The organism is Bradyrhizobium sp. 6(2017), assembly GCF_011058295.2.
Taxonomy (GTDB): Bacteria; Pseudomonadota; Alphaproteobacteria; order Rhizobiales; family Xanthobacteraceae; genus Bradyrhizobium; species Bradyrhizobium septentrionale.
Window position 1 is genome coordinate 3,008,186 of sequence record NZ_CP049289.2, and the last position, 17,782, is coordinate 3,025,967.

The following is a 17,782-nucleotide window of genomic DNA, read 5'->3' on the forward strand; positions in this document are numbered from 1 at the left end:
CATGCAATCGCTCCAGCGCGGTTCTCGCAGGGGCGGCGAAAAATCGGGGAGGGATCGGTGTCGGCAGGGAAAGCGTCAACTTCGGAAACGGCGGCGACCGGGCAGATCGATCTGGCCGAGCAAGCGACCGACGGTCTGCTCGGTCCGAATCCGTTCGTCGGCCTGCGGGCCGAGGACGTCGTCACGAGCTTCCGCGCCATCGGAGAGCAGGCGATCCAGCACCCGATGCTCGTGGTCGAGCAGGAGGCTGCATTGATCCGCGAGCTGATCGCGGTCATGGCCGGGCAGTCGGAACTTGCACCGCCGAAGGTCGACAAGCGATTCGGCGATCAAGCCTGGCAGGAGAATCCATTCTACCGGATGGTGCTCCAGGGGTATTTGGCCTGGACCAACGCGCTCCAGCAGTTCGTCGATCGTTCCGCACTCGATGATAGGACCAAGAGCCGGGCGCGCTTCGCGGTCTCGCTCATGACAGACGCGCTCGCCCCGACCAATACGCTTTTTGGAAATCCGGCCGCTCTGAGGAAAACCTGGGAAGACCGTGGCCAAAATCTGGTCAACGGGTTCAAGAATCTCGTCGACGACATCAACAGCAATGGTGGACTTCCCTCGCAAGTCGACAAGAAGGCGTTTGCCGTTGGCGGCAACCTCGCACTTTCTCCCGGCAAGGTCGTGTTCCGCAATCCAATCCTGGAATTGATACAGTATTCGCCCACGACAGACACCGTCTACGAACGACCACATCTCATCGTGCCGCCGGAGATCAACAAATTCTACGTCTTCGATCTATCACCCGGAAAGAGCATGGTGGAGTATATGGTCGCCCATGGCCTCCAGATGTTCGCGGTGAGCTGGCGCAACCCGACGGCCGAAGACCGGAATTGGGGCATGGATGCCTATGTTGCAGCTCTTCGAGAAGCGATCGCGGCCGTGCGCGACATCACCGGCTCGCCGGATCTGATCGTCCACGCGGCGTGCTCGGGCGCCATGACGGCTGCGGCGCTTGCCGGGCACCTGGCAGCGAGCGGTGACACCAGCATTCATGCCATGGTGATGATGGTAGCCGTTCTTGGGCAGACTTCCGATGGAACGCTCAGTCTATTCGCAACGGATGAGACCACGGCGGCCGCAAAGCTGAAATCGCAAACCGCTGGTGTGCTCGACGGCATGGAGATGAATCGCATCTTCGCCTGGCTGCGTCCAAACGATCTCGTTTGGAACTACTGGGTCAACAACTATCTTTTGGGCAACGCGCCGCCAGCCTTCGATATTCTCTATTGGAGCAACGATGCCACCCGGTTGCCGGCAGCACTCCACTCCGAGATACTCGATATGTTTACCGACAATCGCCTGGTCAGACCCGGGGCGATGAAGGTTCTCGGCAATCCAATCGACCTTTCGAAGGTCACTTGCGACAAGATGTTCGTCGCTGGGACTACCGATCACATCACGCCGTGGAAGGGCGTCTACGATTCGGCGCGCGCTTTCGGCGGGAAGACTGATTTCATCCTGAGCAGCAGCGGACACATCCAGAGTCTGATCAACCCGCCGTCAAGCAAGAAGGCGAAGTACTTTCTCAATCCGCAACTCGGCCCCTCGGCCGACGATTGGCTGAGGCTGGCGACGACCGAGAGCGGTTCCTGGTGGAGCTTATGGCAGACCTGGTCGAGCGAACGTTCAGGGGGCAAGCGCGAGGCGCCGACGACGCTTGGCAGCGAGCGCCTAAAGCCGATAGGACCGGCGCCAGGCAGCTATGTACTCGAACCTTGAGCTGGGCCTTGTGGAAGACGTGCGGATTACGCGGAGGCCCGAGAATGTGGATCGGGGCCGGGGAGACGCTCTTCGAGCGCGATTCGATCCAGTGAGAACGTTCATCATTTGATTGAGGCGGCTTCGGCAGGCTGGCCTGACGGGCGTCTTCAATGGGGAGAGCTTCCGCACGACTGAACGAGTGCGAGAGCAGCGCAGTTCTATTGTCTTTGGCACGAAATTTCGGACGATCGGATCACGATCCTCACGGCTGTGGTCCCATCAAGCGCTGGCCGTGCTCGGCACAGAGAATGTGGTTATGGAGGTTGGCAATCCACTGACGCCCAGAGGTCGTCAAGTTCAGATATTGGATTCCTGCCGACAAATGTATCGACACGCTGTTCCAATAGAAGGAGGGATACTTGTCGATGAGATCGGCGGGGGAGGAATATCCGAGTTGTCGATTCATGCCGATCTCTTCGAATTCACTATACAGCGCATTGGCCTTGCGCGAATACATGGGATCGCCGAGTTGCCCAATGAGATCTGCTGCCTGCACCAGCCTGGGCTCCAGATTGTCATTCGTGCTGCCCGGATCGATCGAGCATGGAAAGCGCGTGAATTCAATCGCTCTCGCTACTCGCTCGGCCTCGACAATCGGCGAATTCTCCAGTCGCTCGAAGGCAAAGAGTTTCGAACGATCGACGTGGTAGGGGGCAAGCGCAGCATCTGAAGCGCCGCGAGCGAGGGCAATGGTCCGTCCGCTTCCGTCCACCACGAACTCGGCTTCCGTATCTCCGGCCAGTATGCCGCGCATATAGCCGACATCGTGCAACAGGCACGCCACGATGAGATGACCATAGTCTTCGGGGGCCAAGCGTGTCGACAGCGCCAACCCTCGCAGTATGTCTCGCCCCACCAGGGTAACCAGCATCGTGTGCTCGAAGTTGTGATAAAGCGCATCACTCCGTGCCATGCACTCAATGATGCTTCTTGCGAGAGCCCCAAGGCGCTCTGCCTGATCGTCATGTGCCCGTCCGAAGAGTTCGCGAAAGTCCCTGACAAGAAAGCGGCCAAGCTTTCTTGCAGCCACAGCAGCGATCGTCTTCATATCGGCCTCCAACCTGCTCGAGCTCAGCTCACACGCGCCTTGAGTGTGTGATGTCGATGTTGGGCTCCACTCCACAGATCCATGATCTGGGATCAAGCTTCGCGATAGGTCAACCATTTAAGAGAAATTCCGTGGAGCCAACTGCTCCGATGGCCGAATTGCAGCTGGTGGTGGCCGGTAAGGACCCGGGATCCAGCGGCGTGCTGTGTCTCGCTTAGATCGCAGCTTCATTGCTCAAGCCAAACACCCGATGCGGCTGCGAGAAGCCGGCAATGGGAAACTCACCGAGGTCGGTCCAGCCGCCGGCCGAGACGCCTGCAAACGCGCTCGAGGCCATCACGGTGCGGCTGAGCTTACCGGCGATCTTCTCCAGCCGCGCGGTGAGATTGACCGAGGGGCGATTGCCGACGTAGGTATCGAGCAGCGATGCAGCTGTCCGACGTAGTGCAAAGATCTCCGCGAGTCGCGTGAACGGCAGAAGGGTGGATCGCAACACGGAAAAGATGGTCGTCGGTGAACCCGCCAGGCTCCTTCGTTGCCCAGCTCGCCGCGTGCAGCGAACCATCGGTGAAGTGCAGCGGCAGGACGACGTACTCCGTCACGCCTTCCGCGCGCATCTCGCCGAAGAACGGGAAGCGCGTGCTTTCGGGGTCGTCAAGCCGGTAGCCGACCTCACGGGGCTGGCGTAGAGGATCGCGAACGGACTCTGGTTGAAGCGGTCTGACTCCGGAAGGTCGAACCCTGCGGTATCGATCACGACGCCGGCGTCCGGCTGCCAAACGAAGCTCCGCCCGAATGCATCGGGATGCAGCGTCTGGACAAAGACACCGACGCGGCAGAGCGGCACACCGGCCGTCACCAGGGACTCACAGACCCGGCTCACTACGATTTCGGGCGAGGATACGCCACGTGCGCCGTCCGTGAGCCATTTTGTGAGATTCTCAAGTTCTTCCGTATTCATAGCTGGAATCCGCTAGCGAGCCGCCCGCGAAGCGGGCACGGTTGCGTTGCGTTTTGATGACATCAGCACCGGCTCGCCCAATACAACAGCAGGAATCGACAAGTCGGCGCAGGCTGATCAAATCAATTGTGGGTGCGGACGCGTGCGCAAGGTCGCACGAGGTCGACATGCCGAAGGGCTATGTAACGCTGCCGCGCGCTCTCTCCCGACCTGGGATGGGATCTTGAGACATTCGGCGATCGCGAGGAAGCCGCCCTCGCGACGTAGAAGTCCGATAAGAACCCATTTGTGTCCGTTTAGGCCGTGGAACATCGGCGTGAGCTGAAGCAGAGTATGCAGCGGGATGCCAATTTGAATGGCTCGTAGGCTCGAGCCGGGAGAGAGGGATGACGGCCCCCTTTAGTCCGCGGTTATCGTCGGTTGCCGACCGGGTTGCTGCCGTTGCGTGCGGGGGTGGCGGGCTCTCGACCATGCAGGCCTTGTCGCGGACTGCATCGAAGCCAATTTTTGCTCTCGGATCCGGCCAGCGGGAACTGCGGCTCGATCTGTTTCGCGGACTGGCGCTGTGGCTCATCTATATCGACCACGTCTCGCCCGACGTTCTGAGCTGGTTCACAATGCGAAACTACGGCTTCAGCGACGCTGCCGAAATCTTCATCTTCATCTCGGGCTACACGGCAGCGCTGGTCTACGGCAGGGCGACCTTCGAATCCGGATTCGTGATTGGAACGGCACGCGTGATACGGCGGGTGTGGCAAATCTACACCGCGCATCTGCTGCTATTCCTGGTCCTGATGGCCGAGATCGTCTACGTGACGACAATCGCGGAGAAGCCCTCGTTTTACATTCAGGAAATGGAAGTTGGGGAGTTCTTCAAGCAACCCGGCGCCGTGATGATCCAGGTCCTGTTGCTGCGGTTTCGTCCGCTGAACATGGATGTCTTGCCGCTCTATGTCGTGCTCATGGCCTTTCTGCCAATGATTCTGCAGCTTGCACGATTGCAAAGAGATCTGCCGATCTTCCTGTCAATCGGCGTCTACGCCCTCACGATCCGATATGATTTGCACCTGTCGACTTATCCCGACGGCTTTTGGTCGTTCAATCCCTTCGCATGGCAATTGCTATTCGTCTTTGGTGTCTGGTGTGCGCAAGGGGGTGGGCGGCGGGTATCGCTGGTCCTTAGCTCTCCGCGGATCCTCTGGGTAGCCATCGCCTATCTATGTGCGGCCTTTTTCGTGACTATGACGTGGTGTTTTCCGAGTCTCGAAAGCCTGATCCCCGGCTGGCTCGCTCGGCTGATCTATCCGATCGACAAGGCCGACTTCGACGTCTTGAGATTTGCCCATTTCCTGGCCCTGACTGTCGTCGTCCTGCGCCTCGTGCCGAGCGGTTGGACGGGACTGAAGTCGACCTGGGTGCGGCCTGCTGTTCTTTGCGGCCAGTATTCTCTTCAGATCTTCACGCTCGGGGTTGCTTTGTCGTTTGCCGGCTATACGCTGCTGATAGAGCTGAATGCGGGCCTCACGCTGCACCTCATCGTGGGCGTCGCCGGAATCCTTATTCTGTACGGGGTTGCCAGGATGTTCGCCTGGTACAGATGGGCGACATCGGAGCGCGAGCGCGCAAGAGCAGTTCCATCCAAGCTGACAACGGACGTTGCATGATAGATGTCTGCGACCAGTTCGGGAAGCCAATGTTCGGCTCGCGATCTCTTGAGGACACGCCTGCTTTTGTGATGACTGCCTTTCGACCGTGGTCGAAAGGTTGCGCAGGTTCCGAACCAAGGTTTGATGATCTCGCTAACTGACGGGATGGGGCCTGACATGGCAAAGCAGGGCACAGATCTTTTTGTCGTCGAACGGGACTTGAGGCTCGACCTGTTGCGCGGTCTGGGTCTCTGGATGATCTATCTCGACCATATCCCGGATGACGTCGTCTCCTGGTTGACGCTTCGCAACTACGGATTCTGCGACGCGGCCGAGTTCTTCGTCTTCATTTCCGGTTACCTGCTCGGTTTCATCTATGCGCCAATCGTCGCTGCCGGCCACTTCATGCCGGCGCTGAAGCGGTTGTGGCTGCGGGCCTGGCAGATGTATGTCGCTCATCTCATGCTCTTCCTCGTTTTCACGGCGCAGATCGCCCGCGCCGCGAGACGGTGGGACAATCCGATGTACAAGGACGAGTTCAACGTCGCCAATTTTCTCGCGCATCCCGATGAGTTGATCGGCAAGGCGCTCACGCTGCAATACAAGCCGGTCGATCTCGACGTGTTGCCACTCTACATCGTGCTCGTCTTGGCTGCGCCGTTCGTGGTGTGGTGCTTGGTGCGCCGTCCCAATTTGACTTTGGCCGGCTCGGTGGTGCTTTACGTGCTGGCGCGCTATTTCGACTGGAATCTGCCGTCATACCCGAAGGGCGCAACCTGGTACTTCAATCCGTTTGCATGGCAGCTCCTGTTCTTCTTCGCCGCCTGGTGCGGCCGCGGCGGTGCAGCGCAGATCTCGAAGTTCATGCAGTCGCGCATCGTGTTTGGCGTCGCGGTCGCCTGGATCCTCTTTGCATTCGTTATCGCCATGTCCTGGCATATTCCGATGCTGGAGGCTCTGACGCCGAAATGGATCGTCAAGATGATCTATCCGATCGACAAGACCGATCTGGACATGCTGCGGTTCACCCACTTCCTTGCGCTCGTCGTGATCATCTCGCGCTATCTCAAGCGCGATTGGACCGGGTTGAAGTCGAACTGGCTGCGTCCGCTCGTCTTGTGCGGCCAGCATTCGCTTCCATTGTTTTGCCTCGGCGTGTTCCTGTCCTTTGGTGCTCACTGGATCCTGGTGCAGTGGAGGAGCGCGGTGATCGAGCAATTGGTGATCAGCTTCGCCGGTATGGCGATCATGACGGCCGCCGCATGGGCTCTGGATCGGGCGAGGAGGGTTCCGAATCTTTTCGTGGACTCAGGACTTGGCGCGCAGCCGGACGCCGGAACACAGCCAAGCGCGGCATGAATCCGTCGTGAGGTGGCGTCCGGCAATGCAAGGCTCCGTCTTCGTCCCGACCGTCCACGCGCACGCGGCCACGTGCTCCGCTTGTAGTCGAACAGCTGGCGTATGAGACCCGAACATTCGTTCCCGCGGATCGAAGCTAGAGCAGCAGACGATCGCACGTCCGTGAGTGCAATGCTGGACCGGCAGGCCGGATGGAGCCTCCGGCTGGTCGCTCGTTCGAACGCTTATGATCTTCTGACCCGGGCGCTCCTCGCGGCTCTCGTGGTCGTTGCGTGGTTCTCCGTCAAGGATTACGCGATTTCAAACGATGAAGGGGTGCAGCAGCGCTACGGTGAGCTGATCATCGCCTATTACCGCAGCGGATTCACGGTTCGAGATCTCTTCACGTTCGAAAACCTCTACCTCTATGGCGGGCTGTTTGACGTGACCGCGGTCGCGCTTGCCTCTGTGATTCCCGTCGATCCCTACGAACTGCGTCATATTCTCTGCGCGTTGACTGGAATCGGCGGTATCGCCGCTAGCAGTGCGATTGCCCGATCGATCGCGGGGCCGCGCGCAGGTCTCTTCGCGGCGATTGCGCTTGCGTCGTGCGGCGTATGGTACGGAGAAATCTTCAATCACACCAAAGACATTCCGTTTGCCGCAGCCATGGCGGGGGCGATGCTGTTTCTGGTCCGTACGGCCTGCAAGTTGCCATCGCCTCGAGCAATCGACATTGCGGGCTTCGGTGCTATGGCCGGAGCAGCGTTGGGAATGCGTAGCATTGGCTTGTTGCTGCTTATCTATCTGGGTCTTGCGATCGTTCTTTATCTGCCCTGGCATGAGGGCGCCGGCGCGCGCTTGCGCTTTGTGGCGAATTCGATCTTGAAGACGTTGCCGTCCTGGGCATTGGCCTATCTCATCATGATCCTAGCGTGGCCGTGGGCCGCGCTGTCGCCGCTCAATCCAATCCGCGGCTTGGTGGCATTCTCGGAGTTTCACTACGCTATTCGCACCATGTTCGCGGGACGCGTCTATTCGATGGTCGATGTGCCGCGGCTCTATATTCCGGGGTATCTCCTGGTTCGCGTGCCGTTGATCGTTTTGGCAGGTGCCGTCCTGGGCGCGACAGTGTCCTTCTGGCAAGTTCGCGAACGAGGGAGGCAACAGCGGCTGCGCGATATCACTCTGCTCTCGCTGACCGTGATCTTGCCGTTGGCGTGCGAGGCGGTAGCGCACGGTCCCGCCTTCACGGGAATCCGGCATTTTCTGTTCGTGCTTCCTCCACTTGCGACGCTGGCGGGTATCGGTATCAGCGAAGGACTCGATGCGATTGCAGCCCGAAGCGCCCAGCTGGCGTCGGCTGCGCTGGCATTGACCTGTGCTTGCTTCGCTTGGGAGGGAGTGACGCTGTTGAGGCTGCATCCTTACGAGAGTCTCTCTTATAATCTCCTGGTGGGAGGCCTTCCGGGAGCATTCCGCCGATACGACCTCGATTACTGGTTCAACAGCATGCCGGAGGCGATCCGCACGCTGGAGGCGTTCGTGCGCGACAAGGTGCCCGACCAGTCGCTTCAGCCGCCGAGAATATATTCCGTCGCGGTGTGCGGAGAACGTCCGGCCTTTGATCACACCGTCACGCTGCCGCAATTGCATTGGGACTTCAGATCGGAATGGGACGAGTCGGAGTTCTTCATTGCGCCAACGCACATGAACTGCGACCGCGATCTTGATGGTGAGATCGTTGGTACTGTGGAGAGGTTGGGCGTTCCCATTGCCTATGTAAAGGATCGACGGGCTATCATGAAGCAGCCGTTGGCGACGGTTGCGTCGCCAATTCCAGTTCAAGGATCCGATCTTCGTTAGAAATGCCGTACTTCGAGCGCAGTGTATGACGTTGCTACGCAATTTGGACTTGCCGAAATTGTGGTCGACGAAGCTGAAGGTAGCGCGGTGGGCCGTGGGCAATGGGCGGAACCTGTCCGCTCGTGAGGCATGCCGGTTGGGATGTCATTCGGGCAGCCCGGCTTTCCGCAGTCCTTCCTCGTATCTCGTCAGGTCTTCAGCATGTCGATAAGGGCCAAGCACCTGCTTGAGCGTCGAAACACGCAGCGCGGAATTTAGCCGCTGCAGCCGGACCGTCGTCTCATGTGCTTCCTCGGTCCGTCCGGCGATTGCATTGCTTGCAGCGCTGATACGTACGCCCGCTTGAAAATCCGGATTGTTCTGCATTGCCATTGCAGCCCACGATGCCGCTTCGTCATAGCGGTCCAGGAAAAAATGTGCATGCGCGATCCCGCTTTGAATGTCTGCGAGCCACCAACCAAGGGGACTTAGGCGCGTGGCACGCGCAAAATGCTCGATGGCCAGTTTCGGATCTCCCAGCCAGAGTCTCATCCAGCCACTGCAACGCCACGCCACGGCCAAATTGGAATTGAGCATAAGCGCGCGATCGATGAGGCTTGTGCCAACGCCGAGGTCACGAACAACAAACGCCAAGGCCCATCCGCTCCCGCTGAGCACGCTTGCGTCATCCTTGCCGAGTTCAAGCGCTCGCTGAGCCAGCCTCGACGCTTCAGCGAGCTCGTCCGCTGTGCCTGAAAGCCAGCTGTTGGTCTTGGCATGGGCATAACAGTGACTGGCATGGCTGTACGCAAGCGCGAATTCCGGATCGAGTTCGATCGCCCTGTTGAACAGGCGCAACGCGTCGGCCGTGGCAAGCCGATTGCCGTACTGATAGAACTTGGCCAGACCCCGCAAGTAGATGGCATAGGCATCGAGGCTCTCGGTCGGCTTGTACCTGGCACGTTCTATTTCGGCTGTTTCAACCGCCGGGGCGATCGCGCCAACCACTCTCTCGGTCACTTGATCCTGCAGATCGAAGATGTCCCCGAGCCCACCGTCAAAGCGGTCGGCCCAAAGATGCGCGCCAGTGGCGGCATCGATGAGCTGTCCCGTGATACGGACTCGGTTTTCCGCCTTGCGAACGCTGCCTTCGAGCACGTAGCGGACCCCGAGCTCACGTCCCACCTGCTTCACTTCGACCGCGCGTCCCTTGTAGGTGAAACTTGAGTTGCGCGCGATGACGAACAGTGCCTTGAACCGCGAAAGTGCAGTGGTGATCTCTTCCACCATGCCGTCCGCGAAGAATTCCTGCTCCGGATCGCTGCTCAGGTTCTGGAACGGCAGTACTGCAATGGACGGTTTGTCGGGAAGCGAAGGGGCCGCACCCATCGGCGCGTTATGCGCTTGAGCGCATATCGCGTAGACGCGGACCGGCTTGGCGATGCTCTTGAACTGCTGCTCGCCGCGGTCCTCGAAGCCAACCTCCAACTTGCCCTCGACTTCGCTGTAGACCTGCTCGGAAATCAGGATGCCGCCTGGATCGGCGATCCTCTCCAGCCGGACGGCAATGGTGATGCCGTCGCCTAGCAGATCGCCCTCCGGCCCAACGATAGCGTCACCAACGTTGATCCCGACGCGTAACCTCAGGGGACTATCGCCTGACGCGAGATGGGCCTGTACTTCGACCGCGCATCTTAGAGCGGCCAACGGGCTCGCAAACTCGGCGAGCGCGCTGTCACCCGTAGTCTTGATGAGCCGCCCTTGGTGGCGGGAGAGGCTGGGCGCGATCGACTCTCGCTTCAGCCGCTCGTACTCGGCGTAGGTGGCTTCCGCCGCACGTTCCATCAACGCAGAGTAGCCGACCACATCAGCGGCCAAGATTGCCGCTGATCGCCTCTGTTCCGTGCTGTCTTCGAGACGAATGACCGATTCAATGAACGAGTAGCCTCTTCCTTTAACGCTTGCGATATATCGGTTGCCGAATTGGCCATCCCCGAGCGCTTTGCGGATGGCGGCCACGTGAACCCGGAGGCTGCCCTCCTCCACGGTGACGTCCGACCAGACATGATCGATGAGCTCCGCCTTTCCGATGACCTTGCCTGGACGTTCAGCGAGATAGAACAAAATCTCGAATGCCCGACTGCCAAGGGAAAGCGTGACCCCATCACGACGCAGCACCCTCTTGCTACTGGAAAGCTCAAACGGACCAAATCTCAGCGTTCTATGAACACCACTGCCAGACATAGTCCGCTTATGCTCCATTTGACCGCGATGGTTTCGCTTGGTCGTTGGGCTCAGTAGGGTCCGGCCTGTACCGTCGCACTCTTCCAGACCGGCGCGCGGTGGGCGAGGCGCACCACGGTGCAGATCGGATTGACGGAGGCCGCTCCTTGCTGGTCGGGGTAGACGTTGCGGATTGTGATCCCTCGCAATCGACACGGCGCCGAGAATTCCTGGACAGTGCTCAGCCCTGTAAAGATTGCGTACATGCGTGCGGGAAGATTGGGCGCGGCGACATGGAACGAGCCAAATGAACGCGCCTCGTTGGCGCCGCCGTGGCCGGTCGGCCTGCTCGATCGCCCGACATAGATACCGCAACCGAATTTGCCGCAGGAGGTCGAAACCGGCCAAAGGGCCTGTCCGAACGGTCAACGCGCCGGAAGAGATCGCTCGCATCACCGGCCTGCCGCTCACACGTTGCGACGGCCGCGCTCCGAAGAGCGCTGTCGAGCGCTAATTTAATGCTCCATTCGTCGATTTGCGATCCCGGCGGCTCGGCACCTGCAGTGTTAGCCTGCCTTGATCCGCGGAGTTAGATTAGCGAAAAGATGGCCTCGCCATTTGGAAACGCCTGCCAACCTATTGAATTTGCTGGAGGCCATCTTGGCCATTTCTTCCAAATGCGCTTTGAAATCATTACATATCAAGCAGGTTTTGATTCCGCCATTCGGAGGTTCGATCCCTCCCGCCCCAACCATATTTAAACTATTGATTTTATTAGTAAAAAAATCAGAGGCCAGCTTGGCTGGCGGCCGGTTTGGAAATCGGCTCGGACCACCTTGTTCCAGGCTCCGTTATTTTTTTTCTGGGTACTTTTATACCGTCTAGTTTCGAGCCCCGCAGATGGCGCCTGCGCTTCTGATGTGGACGGTCACGCTGTGCTATTCACCCCTGCCACCAGCGATCCGAGGCGACGACATTCGCGATGATCGAGCGAATTTCGACGGCGATGGCCGACCTGGATTCGCTCGATGCGGAATGCGACCGGGTGGTTTGCACCTGGAGGGGCGCTGGCATCTGGAGCTTGAGCGGCAAAGGGAGGCCTGCCTCTCGTTGGACTTCAACTCCAAGACGCTACCAACTTGAAAGGGCGTTTCTGCAGGCCCCGACCGATATGTTCTCTATATTGGCGTGTGGTTGATCGAAGTTGTGCATGGTAGCTCTTCCAGATCGAGCCCGGAATGACGAAGGCGAATCTCGACGATGTTGTCTCTCCCTAAAACCAAGATACGCGTCCTGCTGCTGGAGGGCGTGAACGACTCGGCAGCACGCATGTTCGAAGGCAATGGCTATACCGAGCTGCAACGTCTGCCGAAGGCGCTGGGTGCTGGCGAGCTCAAGCAGGCACTTTCCGGCGTCCATATGCTGGGGATCCGCTCGCGGACACAGTTGACCGCGGAGATCCTGGAGGCTGCCGACCGGCTGATGGTGGTTGGCTGCTTTTCGGTCGGCACCAACCAGGTCGATCTTGATGCCGCGCGACGCTTTGGGATTCCGGTATTCAACGCTCCATACTCCAACACTCGCAGCGTGGCTGAGCTGACCATCGCCGAGATCGTGATGCTGTTGCGCCGGATATTTCCACGGTCGATCTCCGCTCATGCTGGCGGCTGGGACAAGTCCGCCGAGGGTAGCCGCGAGGTGCGCGGCAAGACGTTGGGCATCGTTGGTTATGGCAACATCGGTTCGCAGTTATCGAATCTCGCGGAAGCCATGGGCATGCGCGTGATCTATTTCGATCACACCGACAGATTGCGTCACGGCAATACCGAGCCGGTTGAGACACTGGACGATCTGCTTGCGGCCAGCGACGTCGTTTCACTGCATGTGCCGGAGACGCCGGCCACCGCCAACATGATTGGCGCGGCCCAGCTTGGGCTGATGAAGCCGGGGGCCTATCTGATCAATAACTCGCGCGGCACCGTGGCCGATCTCGATGCGCTGGCAAGCGCCCTGCGTGAGGACCGGCTGGCAGGTGCTGCGGTCGACGTGTTTCCGGTCGAACCGGCGTCGAACAACGACCGCTTCGTCTCGCCGTTGCAAGGCTTGTCCAATGTGATCCTCACGCCGCATGTCGGCGGTTCGACGGAGGAGGCGCAAGATCGTATTGGCGGGGAGGTCGCTCGCAAGCTGATTGATTATTCCGATGTCGGCTCGACCTTCGGCGCGGTCAATTTTCCGCAGGTGCAGTTGCCGGCGCGGCCGACCGGCACGCGCTTCATCCATGTCCACCGCAACGTTCCCGGCGTGATGCGTCAGGTCAACGACGCAGTGTCTCGGCACGGGATCAACATCCAGGCGCAATACCTGCAGACCGACCCGGAAGTCGGCTACGTCGTGCTCGAAACCGACGTTGTCGGCGGTGAAGGCGAGGAGCTGCTGGCCGAGCTGAAGGCTATTCACGGCACGATCCGCGTGCGGGTGCTGTACGACCAGAACCGGCCGCAGGGGTGACGAGATGGCAGTACGTGGCGAAATGCTGTCCTGTTGGCGGTAAGTCGAAAGGGCTTCCATCCGCCTTTGGACCGGTTCGGTGGCAGTGCAACACCGGTTGTGGCGGAAGTGGAATGTTCCGCGGGTGAAGCTCCCGCGGTGGCCGCCAATTGCCTCGTCAAACCCGCTCTACCGGAACGGCGAATACATATCCGACGCCGCGCTCGGTCTGGATCACGCGTGGCGCGCTTGGATCGCGCTCAAGCTTACGCCGCAGTCGGAGAATCTGCACGTCAATGCTGCGGTCGAAGACATCTTCGTGGACGCGGGTCGCCTGCAATAGGTGCTCGCGGCTAAGCGGACGTTGTGGCGCTTCGAGAAAGGCCAGCAGCATCGCGTACTCGCCCTTAGTCAATGCGACCGCGGCGCCGGCCGGGTCCGTAAGCTGCCGGATCCTGCGGTCGAGCTGCCAGCCGGAAAATCGAAATCGGCCACGCTCTGGATCGCGCGCCGGCGTGGCCCTCCCGGCATCGAACCGGCGCAGGATCGCGCGAACACGCGCGAGCAATTCACGCAGGTTGAATGGCTTCGTCAGATAATCGTCGGCGCCAAGCTCGAGACCGACCACTCGATCGATGTCGTCGCGGCGGTGACCCGTGATGATGATCACGGGCACTTCGGAGTTCAAGCGGATCTCCCGAAGAAGATCCAGTCCGTCTTCTAGTCCAAGCCGGAGATCAAGGATCACCAGATTGACCTCGGCACTGCCAAGCCGACCGACCATTTCCTGCCGATTACTTGCTGCCAGGGTCCGGATGTTGTTCTCCGCGAAATAGTTTAGGATCATGCGCTGCAAGGCAGGATCATCTTCCACGACGAGGACGCACACTTGGCGATCAACGCTTCCGCGAGGACCCGGGTCATTCAGTGATGAGCCGCTCATTGCATCCAGTTCCTTCAACGGCACCGCCGGTGGCCGTGTACAGCTGCGGTTTCGCGTGTCTGCTGCTGGCGCTCGTTTGTCTCAGCGCGTTCTCGCCGGCAGACGCTCAATCGCCGGGCTCTGAGGCGCGCGCCGACCGCGAGCCTATCACGCCAATTCCCGCGCCGCGTGCCCAAGACCCACAGCGTGTCCTGCTTGGAGAACGATTGTTCGGCGACCGGCGTCTGTCTCACGATAATACACACAGTTGTTCATCGTGCCACGATATAGGAACCAATGGCGCCAGCGCCAGGATCCACGATACGCGTGAAGGCCAACCGATCGCCCTCAATACGCCGACGGTCTTCAATGCGAGTCTGAACTTCCGCCTGAATTGGGAAGGCAACTTCCGCTCGTTGGAAGAAGGAATCGAGGGCAGTCTTCGCAATCCAGCGATTATGGCGTCGAGCGTTGACGAAGCCCTGGGCAAACTGCGTGCTGACCCCGAAATCGCGGGGCAGTTTCGTGATGCCTATGGAATGGAGCCTGATGTCGCCGCCATGCTGGATGCGATCGCGACATACGAGCGGACATTGGTTACGCCAGATAGCCGCTTCGACCGATGGCTTGCCGGGGAAGCCAACGCCATGACGCCGGACGAGTTGTCGGGTTATCAGGTTTTCAAATCGCTCGGCTGCATCGCCTGCCATCAGGGTGTCAATGTGGGCGGCAATCTGTTTCAACGGCACGGCATCTTCCATCCGTTGGGCTCGCCGGAGCCGGCATTGGTTCGCGTGCCCAGCTTGCGAAATGTGGCGACGACAGCGCCATACTTCCATGATGGCAGCGCGGCCACGTTGCCGGAGGCGGTCAAAGCGATGGGCGTCGCCCAACTCGACCGCGTTTTGACCGATCAGCAAACAGCCGCCATCGTCGCCTTCCTCAACACGCTGACCGGGACATATCGAGGTCAAGCCGTAAGGCCGGCCAACGCCACACCACGCACTGGCTCGCAGATCCCATGAGGAATCTGCCGTTTATTCTCGGGGTTTCATTTCTGCTCGCGCTGCTGACCTGGCTGTTGTTGCGCGGCATAGATACCAACGCGTCCGCTTATGCTGTGACGCTCCAGACGCTCGACGAATATGCGCTTGCCGAGGCCTCGCTTCACCGCGACGTGCTTCAGGCGCGAGCCGGCCTGCTTCGTGACTACGATGCATTTGCTGTCGATGCGCGAGCGATGGACGATGCGGTCAGTCGGCTCCGATCTCACGCACGGGCCGAAGGTCTCGATCCGAAGCCAATTGACCAGCTGGCGTCGGCGGTTGTCGAGCAGGAAGAGCTGCTGGAGCGTTTCAAGACCAGCAACGCATTGTTGCAGAATTCGCTCTCCTATGTAGGCCTGCTCAGCACGAGCCCGGCGTTCCTTGCCAACGACGTGCAACTCGCGCCGGCAACGGGCGCGTTGGCGGCCGCGATCCTCTATTTGTCGCGAGACACCTCATCCGGTGCGATGCGAGCGCTCCAGGAAAAGATCGACCAGTTTGCGCAGCAAATGCCCACCACGGGACCGGACGCGGAATCGGCGCGCGCGATGCTGGCGCATGCACGGCTGCTCTCCGAGCAGCTCCCAGCGGTCGATGAAACGCTGAAGGCCTTCATCGCCGCGGCCAGCACGCATGCCCTGGAGGAGGTCCGCGAACTGTTTTCCCGCCGTCGGTCCGTGGTCGAAGCGGGGGAGCAGCGCTATCGGCTGCTGCTCTACGTTGTCTCCCTGCTGTTGGTCGTCATGCTCGTCATTCTCGGCCTTCGGCTACGAGCTCGGGCGGTGGCGTTGCGTCGGCGGGCAGCATTCGAACACGTCATTGCCGAAAATTCGACGCGTCTGATCAACTGCTCGCCGGCCGAGACCGGGACGCGATTGAAGCAGGTGCTGGGTGAATTCAGTCGGATCATCGACGCGGATCGCGCGTATGTGGTTTTGGACGAGAGGCCGATCCGGGTCCACGCATGGTCGAAGGACGGAGTGACGTTTCCGCCAGGTTGGCCTCGACGGGCCTTGGCGGTGGCCGAGCAGCTCGGCGGAGGGGACGGCGTCACGATTGCCGACGCGAGCGCCTTGCCGCCCGGCGCTATCAGGGATGCATTGGCGGGCACCGGCGTGCGCGCGTGGGCCTGTTTGCCGCTGGTTCGGCCGGGTCGGGTCCAGGGCATCATGGGTTTTGACCGCTTCCGCCCGATACGGAACAAGGTCTCTCCTATCCCGCTCGCGCGGCTTGCCAGTGACGCCGTAGCTAATGCGCTCGAGCGCGAATTTCTGGAACGCGAGCGGACCAAGCTTGCCATGCGGCTGGAGCGGGCACGTCGCATGCAGATGATAGGATCGCTGGCCAGCGGGATCGCGCATAACTTCAACAATATCATCGGTGCGATCCTTGGCTATTCGGAGATGGTGGAGCCGCAAATCACCCGCGGTTCCAAACCGGCACAGCACATCGACGAGATACGCCGGGCCGCCGAGCGCGGTCGCGACCTCGTCGACAATATCCTCACCTTCGGCCGGCGGACCGACGGGCGTGCTCGTCCGGTTCAGGTGCGCACCTTGCTCAACGAGGCGGCCTCGTTGTTGCGTGCCTCGTTGCCGTCGGATGTAGAGCTTGTCTTCGAAGACGTTCCGGCCGACGTCGCCGTATCAGGCGAACCGGCGCAGCTTCAGCAGGTCATTCTCAATCTCTGCACCAACGCCGCGCAAGCGACGACCGATGGCGGTTGTGTCCGCGTGGCCGTGAAACAAGAACAGATGGCCGCTTTCGTGGAGATGAGCGAGGGTGGGCTCTCCCCGGGTCGCTACGTATGCCTTTCCGTCAGCGACAGCGGGAGCGGAATCGATGAACGCGTGGCGCGGCGGATGTTCGAGCCATTCTTCACGACGCGGGTGGCAGGAACTGGCCTTGGTCTCGCAACGGTTCGCGAGATCGTCCGCGATCATGATGGAGCCATCAACGTTCAGAGCGAACCTGGCTGTGGAAGCCGGTTCGAAGTCTGGCTGCCCGCTGTGGCGGCGGACTCCATCGCGGCTGACGGATTGCCGGCGCTTCCGCTTGGACGCGGCGAGACGGTGCTGATCGTCGAAAGCGAGCGGGAACGCTTGCTGCGCGATGAGGAGAAGCTGGCGGCGCTGGGATACGAGCCGGTCGGCTTTGAGGTCGCGGCGGATGCCCTTGCTGCATGCCGTTCCGACGCTGCGCGATTCGATATCATTCTGGTCGGTCACGCCTCGCGGCCCCAGGGCGGGGTGGAATTGGCGCGAGCCCTGCACGAGGTAGCGCCGTTGCAGCCCGTGTTGCTTGCCGTCGCGACTGCCGCCGATGTCAGCATCGATTTGCTGACGGACGCCGGTATCTCCGAAGTGCTGCACTGGCCGCTGGATAACGCCGAACTTGCTGCGGCATTGGACCGCTGCCTGCGAACGCCGGCCAGGTTACAGCCGTAACACG

Annotated in this window: 13 protein-coding genes; 7 read left to right on the forward strand and 6 right to left on the reverse strand. The window is 60.3% G+C overall.

Annotation, left to right across the window (positions count from 1 at the left end):
* Positions 1-57 precede the first annotated feature (57 nt).
* A complete protein-coding gene (locus tag G6P99_RS14195) occupies positions 58-1,770 on the forward strand; it encodes a PHA/PHB synthase family protein (protein ID WP_246709542.1) in 1,713 nt (570 codons plus the stop codon).
* 244 nt (positions 1,771-2,014) lie between these two features.
* On the opposite strand, the gene G6P99_RS14200 is transcribed toward G6P99_RS14195, so the two are convergent.
* From G6P99_RS14200 to G6P99_RS14210, 3 genes are all read right to left on the reverse strand, one after another.
* Complete coding sequence (locus G6P99_RS14200) at positions 2,015-2,860, reverse strand: HD domain-containing protein (RefSeq protein ID WP_029078307.1); 846 nt, start codon at positions 2,858-2,860, stop codon at positions 2,015-2,017.
* A gap of 214 nt (positions 2,861-3,074) precedes the next feature.
* Complete coding sequence (locus G6P99_RS14205; protein ID WP_334262028.1) at positions 3,075-3,356, reverse strand: hypothetical protein; 282 nt, start codon at positions 3,354-3,356, stop codon at positions 3,075-3,077.
* Between the two features lie 102 nt (positions 3,357-3,458).
* A complete protein-coding gene (locus G6P99_RS14210) occupies positions 3,459-3,821 on the reverse strand; it encodes a hypothetical protein (RefSeq protein WP_029078305.1) in 363 nt (120 codons plus the stop codon).
* A 386-nt stretch (positions 3,822-4,207) separates the two neighbouring features.
* Here G6P99_RS14210 and G6P99_RS14215 point away from each other — a divergent pair, with 386 nt between their 5' ends.
* From G6P99_RS14215 to G6P99_RS14225, 3 genes are all read left to right on the forward strand, one after another.
* On the forward strand, positions 4,208-5,485 hold the full coding sequence (locus G6P99_RS14215) for an OpgC family protein (RefSeq protein ID WP_035976039.1): 1,278 nt from the start codon (positions 4,208-4,210) through the stop codon (positions 5,483-5,485).
* A gap of 159 nt (positions 5,486-5,644) precedes the next feature.
* On the forward strand, positions 5,645-6,826 hold the full coding sequence (locus G6P99_RS14220; protein ID WP_029078304.1) for an OpgC domain-containing protein: 1,182 nt from the start codon (positions 5,645-5,647) through the stop codon (positions 6,824-6,826).
* Between the two features lie 171 nt (positions 6,827-6,997).
* The gene (locus G6P99_RS14225; RefSeq protein WP_051345971.1) at positions 6,998-8,671 is read left to right on the forward strand and encodes a hypothetical protein; all 1,674 of its coding nucleotides are present in this window, start codon (positions 6,998-7,000) and stop codon (positions 8,669-8,671) included.
* A 144-nt stretch (positions 8,672-8,815) separates the two neighbouring features.
* Here the strand turns inward: G6P99_RS14225 and G6P99_RS14230 are convergent, their stop codons facing one another.
* The gene (locus G6P99_RS14230; RefSeq protein WP_165128585.1) at positions 8,816-10,828 is read right to left on the reverse strand and encodes a winged helix-turn-helix domain-containing protein; all 2,013 of its coding nucleotides are present in this window, start codon (positions 10,826-10,828) and stop codon (positions 8,816-8,818) included.
* A 116-nt stretch (positions 10,829-10,944) separates the two neighbouring features.
* The gene (locus G6P99_RS14235; RefSeq protein ID WP_165128587.1) at positions 10,945-11,082 is read right to left on the reverse strand and encodes a hypothetical protein; all 138 of its coding nucleotides are present in this window, start codon (positions 11,080-11,082) and stop codon (positions 10,945-10,947) included.
* A 1,051-nt stretch (positions 11,083-12,133) separates the two neighbouring features.
* On the opposite strand from G6P99_RS14235, the gene serA reads away from it, so the two are divergent.
* Positions 12,134-13,384 (forward strand): phosphoglycerate dehydrogenase, encoded by a 1,251-nt coding sequence (gene serA, locus G6P99_RS14240; protein WP_035976037.1) that lies wholly within the window; start codon positions 12,134-12,136, stop codon positions 13,382-13,384.
* 157 nt (positions 13,385-13,541) lie between these two features.
* On the opposite strand, the gene G6P99_RS14245 is transcribed toward serA, so the two are convergent.
* Positions 13,542-14,306: a response regulator gene (locus G6P99_RS14245; protein ID WP_035976035.1), complete on the reverse strand. Its 765-nt coding sequence runs from the start codon at positions 14,304-14,306 to the stop codon at positions 13,542-13,544.
* Between the two features lie 206 nt (positions 14,307-14,512).
* Between G6P99_RS14245 and G6P99_RS14250 the strand changes: the two genes are divergently transcribed.
* Both G6P99_RS14250 and G6P99_RS14255 read left to right on the forward strand, forming a co-directional pair.
* Positions 14,513-15,310, forward strand: a complete 798-nt coding sequence (locus tag G6P99_RS14250; RefSeq protein ID WP_334262029.1) for a cytochrome-c peroxidase — start codon at positions 14,513-14,515, stop codon at positions 15,308-15,310.
* A complete protein-coding gene (locus G6P99_RS14255) occupies positions 15,307-17,778 on the forward strand; it encodes a two-component system VirA-like sensor kinase (protein WP_029078298.1) in 2,472 nt (823 codons plus the stop codon). The genes G6P99_RS14250 and G6P99_RS14255 overlap by 4 nt, the downstream gene beginning before the upstream one ends.
* The last annotated feature ends 4 nt before the right edge of the window (positions 17,779-17,782 follow it).

Bases quoted from the DNA above. Each gene is read 5' to 3' on its own strand.
- G6P99_RS14200 (WP_029078307.1), bottom strand. From the start codon at position 2,860: ATGAAGACGATCGCTGCTGTGGCTGCAAGAAAGCTTGGCCGCTTTCTT.
- G6P99_RS14210 (WP_029078305.1), bottom strand. From the start codon at position 3,821: ATGAATACGGAAGAACTTGAGAATCTCACAAAATGGCTCACGGACGGC.
- G6P99_RS14215 (WP_035976039.1), top strand. From the start codon at position 4,208: ATGACGGCCCCCTTTAGTCCGCGGTTATCGTCGGTTGCCGACCGGGTT.
- G6P99_RS14220 (WP_029078304.1), top strand. From the start codon at position 5,645: ATGGCAAAGCAGGGCACAGATCTTTTTGTCGTCGAACGGGACTTGAGG.
- G6P99_RS14225 (WP_051345971.1), top strand. From the start codon at position 6,998: ATGCTGGACCGGCAGGCCGGATGGAGCCTCCGGCTGGTCGCTCGTTCG.
- serA (WP_035976037.1), top strand. From the start codon at position 12,134: ATGTTGTCTCTCCCTAAAACCAAGATACGCGTCCTGCTGCTGGAGGGC.
- G6P99_RS14245 (WP_035976035.1), bottom strand. From the start codon at position 14,306: ATGAGCGGCTCATCACTGAATGACCCGGGTCCTCGCGGAAGCGTTGAT.
- G6P99_RS14255 (WP_029078298.1), top strand. From the start codon at position 15,307: ATGAGGAATCTGCCGTTTATTCTCGGGGTTTCATTTCTGCTCGCGCTG.